This window comes from Nocardia sp. NPDC059764 (assembly GCF_042732555.1).
GTDB lineage: Bacteria > Actinomycetota > Actinomycetes > Mycobacteriales > Mycobacteriaceae > Nocardia.
Genome location: NZ_JBHWHH010000317.1, coordinates 1 through 3,431, shown reverse-complemented (window position 1 = coordinate 3,431; position 3,431 = coordinate 1). Strand labels below are relative to the sequence as shown.

At 68.1% G+C, this 3,431-nt stretch carries 2 protein-coding genes and 1 pseudogene; 2 read left to right on the top strand and 1 reads right to left on the bottom strand.

The window, feature by feature from the left end:
• Positions 1-275 (bottom strand): annotated as a pseudogene (locus ACFV4K_RS35145) (hypothetical protein); the annotation flags it as partial.
• Between the two features lie 427 nt (positions 276-702).
• Here ACFV4K_RS35145 and ACFV4K_RS35140 point away from each other — a divergent pair.
• Both ACFV4K_RS35140 and katG read left to right on the top strand, forming a co-directional pair.
• Positions 703-1,116, top strand: coding sequence for a Fur family transcriptional regulator (locus ACFV4K_RS35140; protein ID WP_379280612.1), 414 nt, complete (start codon positions 703-705; stop codon positions 1,114-1,116).
• A 35-nt stretch (positions 1,117-1,151) separates the two neighbouring features.
• A complete protein-coding gene (gene katG / locus ACFV4K_RS35135) occupies positions 1,152-3,377 on the top strand; it encodes a catalase/peroxidase HPI (RefSeq protein WP_379280611.1) in 2,226 nt (741 codons plus the stop codon).
• Positions 3,378-3,431 lie beyond the last annotated feature (54 nt).

Below are 3,431 nucleotides of genomic sequence, written 5' to 3'. Positions count from 1 at the left end.
GTGCCGGTGGGGGCCGTCGTGGTGGGGTCCCCCGCCGGGGCTCCGGTCGTCGGGGCCGGGGCGTCGGTGGTTCCGGGGGTGTTTCCGCCGGGCTGGGTGGGCTGGCCCGGTTGGGTGGGTTGACCCGGCTGGCCCGGTTGGGCGGTGGGTTGGGTGGTCTGGCCGGCGGGGGCCGTGGTGGGCAGTGGCTTGGGCGTGTCGGACGGGTCGCAGGCGGCGGTGCCGAGAACGACCCCCGCGGCGAGTGCGGCGACAACCAGTGACTTGATTCCCATGAGAAACCTCCAGATGCGAAACCCGACCAAAGACATGCATGGTCCACATCAGTGGGGTCGGAGCGGCTGTTACGGGGCTTCGGGCAGGGAATCCGTGGAATCGCCTGTGGGTCACGGCAGTTCGTCGTAGACTGCCGCGAAAACCCCAGATCCGGGTGCGGTTCGCGAAACCGTTAACAGGCACCTGATCTTTTTGTGCCCCCCAAAAGATGGGGCCGAACGGGGCGCTACTCCCCCGCCACCGCCCGTACGACGCGCGTGGACGTTCGTTCACCCTCCCCGGCCGCAAAATCACCTACTGTCTGGAACAGGCCCTCGGATCGGCCGCTTCCCCGGGAATTCCCCCACACGCCGAAACCAATACTTGATTGATTCCAGAAAAAGGGGCAGACTTCGTGCTGTGCCCACGCCTCCCGATTTCGAGCGCATGTTGCGCGGGGCCGCTCTGCGTGTGACCGCACCGCGGCTCGCGGTACTGACCGCTGTGCACGACCACCCCCACTCCGACACCGACACCATCCTCGGCTTCGTCCGCGAAACCCGGGGCGGCGTGTCCCACCAGGCCGTGTACGACGTACTCAAAGCCCTGACCACCGCAGGGCTGATCCGCCGAATCCAACCCATGGGATCGGTCGCGCTCTACGAAACCCGCGTCGGCGACAACCACCACCACGTCGTGTGCCGCACCTGCGGCGTCATCGCCGACGTGGACTGCGCCGTCGGTGAGGCCCCCTGCCTCACCGCCTCCGACACCAACGGCTTCGCGCTCGACGAAGCCGAGGTCATCTACTGGGGTTTGTGCCCCGAATGCTCCAAAACCGCTGCCACACAAAACAAGTAGCGGCCACACTCGTGGTCGACAACAAGATCACATCCATGGAAGGACGACACACCGTGCCTGAACACCCGCCCATCGGTGAAGCCAATACCGAACCCGCCGCCGGTGGCTGCCCCGTCTTGCACGACCGGAATTCGAACCCGGCCGAGGGCGGTAACGCCAACCGTCAATGGTGGCCCAACCAGCTGAACCTGAAGATCCTGCAGAAGAACCCGGCCGTCGCCAACCCCATGGACGAGGGCTTCGACTACGCCGCCGAGTTCAAGACCCTCGACCTGGCCGCCGTCAAGGCCGACATCGTCGAGGTCATGCACACCTCCCAGGACTGGTGGCCCGCCGACTTCGGTCACTACGGCCCCTTCTTCATCCGCATGTCCTGGCACGCCGCCGGCACCTACCGCATCCACGATGGCCGCGGCGGCGCCGGAGCCGGCATGCAGCGCTTCGCGCCCCTGAACTCCTGGCCCGACAACGCCTCCCTCGACAAGGCCCGCCGCCTGCTGTGGCCGGTCAAGAAGAAGTACGGCAAGAAGCTGTCGTGGGCCGACCTCATCGTCTACGCCGGCAACGTCGCCCTCGAGGACATGGGCTTCGACACCTTCGGCTTCGGCGGCGGCCGCGTCGACCAGTGGGAGCCCGAGGAGGACGTGTACTGGGGTCCCGAGACCGAATGGCTCGGCGACGCCCGCTACACCGGCAAGCGCGACCTCGACAACCCGCTCGCCGCGGTCCAGATGGGTCTGATCTACGTCAACCCCGAAGGCCCCAACGCCAACCCCGACCCGGTCCTGGCCGCGGTCGACATCCGCGAGACCTTCGCCCGCATGGCGATGAACGACGAGGAGACCGCCGCCCTGATCGTCGGCGGCCACACCTTCGGCAAGACCCACGGCGCGGGCCCGGCCGAGCACGTCGGCCCCGAGCCCGAAGCCGCCCCGCTCGAGGAGCAGGGCCTGGGCTGGCGTTCCGACTTCGGCACCGGCGTCGGCCGCTACGCCATCACCTCCGGCATCGAGGTCACCTGGACCCCCACCCCGACCAAGTGGGACAACAGCTTCCTCGAGACCCTCTACGGCAACGAGTGGGAACTCACCAAATCCCCCGCCGGCGCCCATCAGTGGGTCGCCAAGAACGGTCAGGCCACCATCCCCGACGCGTTCGACGACACCAAGCGGTGGCTGCCGACGATGCTGACCACGGACCTGTCCCTGCGGATGGATCCGATCTACGAGCGGATCACCCGCCGCTGGCTCGACCACCCCGAGGAGCTGGCCGCCGCCTTCGCCAAGGCCTGGTACAAGCTCATCCACCGCGACATGGGCCCCAAGGTCCGTTACCTCGGTCCCGAGGTGCCCGAAGAGACCCTGCTGTGGCAGGACCCGATCCCCGCGGTGGACCACGAGCTCATCTCCGACGCCGACGCCAAGGCGCTCAAGGCCAAGATCCTCGACTCGGGTCTGACCGTGGCGCAGCTGGTCTCGACCGCGTGGGCCGCGGCCTCGTCCTTCCGTGGCTCGGACATGCGCGGCGGCGTCAACGGCGGCCGCATCCGCCTGCAGCCGCAGGCCGGCTGGGAGGTCAACCAGCCCGACGAACTCGCCCAGGTGATCCGGGTCCTCGAAGGCATCCAGGCCGACTTCGGCAAGCCGGTGTCCTTCGCCGACCTGGTCGTGCTGGCCGGTAACGCCGGTGTCGAGAAGGCCGCGCAGGCAGGCGGTTTCGACGTCGAGGTGCCGTTCCGCGCGGGCCGCGCCGACGCCACCCAGGAACTGACCGACGTGGAGTCCTTCGCCGCGCTCGAGCCGGCCGCCGACGGCTTCCGCAACTGGGTCGGCAAGGGCACCCGAGTCCCCGCGGAGTACCTGCTGCTCGACAAGGCCAACCTGCTGACCCTGTCCGCGCCGGAGATGACCGTGCTCGTGGGTGGTCTGCGCGTCCTGGGCGCCAACCACTCCGGTTCGCAGCTGGGTGTGTTCACCGACAAGCCGGGCGTGCTCTCGACCGACTTCTTCGTGAACCTGCTCGACATGTCCACCAAGTGGGCTCCGGCCGACTCCGAGGACAGCAGCTACGTCGGCACCGACCGCGCCACCGGCAAGACCGTGTGGACCGCCTCCCGCGTCGACCTCGCCTTCGGCTCCAACTCGCAGCTGCGGGCCCTGGCCGAGGTGTACGCCGAGGACGACTCCAAGGAGAAGTTCGTCAAGGACTTCGTCGCGGCCTGGACGAAGGTCATGGAACTGGACCGCTTCGACCTCGCCTGAGGTTGATCCGGCCGGTGTGACCGGTTGAGACGATGCCCCCGAACCATCCGGTTC

What these genes read in the sequence shown, in the direction of transcription:
- katG (WP_379280611.1), top strand. Translation starts at nt 1,152, where the DNA reads ATGGAAGGACGACACACCGTGCCTGAACACCCGCCCATCGGTGAAGCC.
- ACFV4K_RS35140 (WP_379280612.1), top strand. Translation starts at nt 703, where the DNA reads ATGTTGCGCGGGGCCGCTCTGCGTGTGACCGCACCGCGGCTCGCGGTA.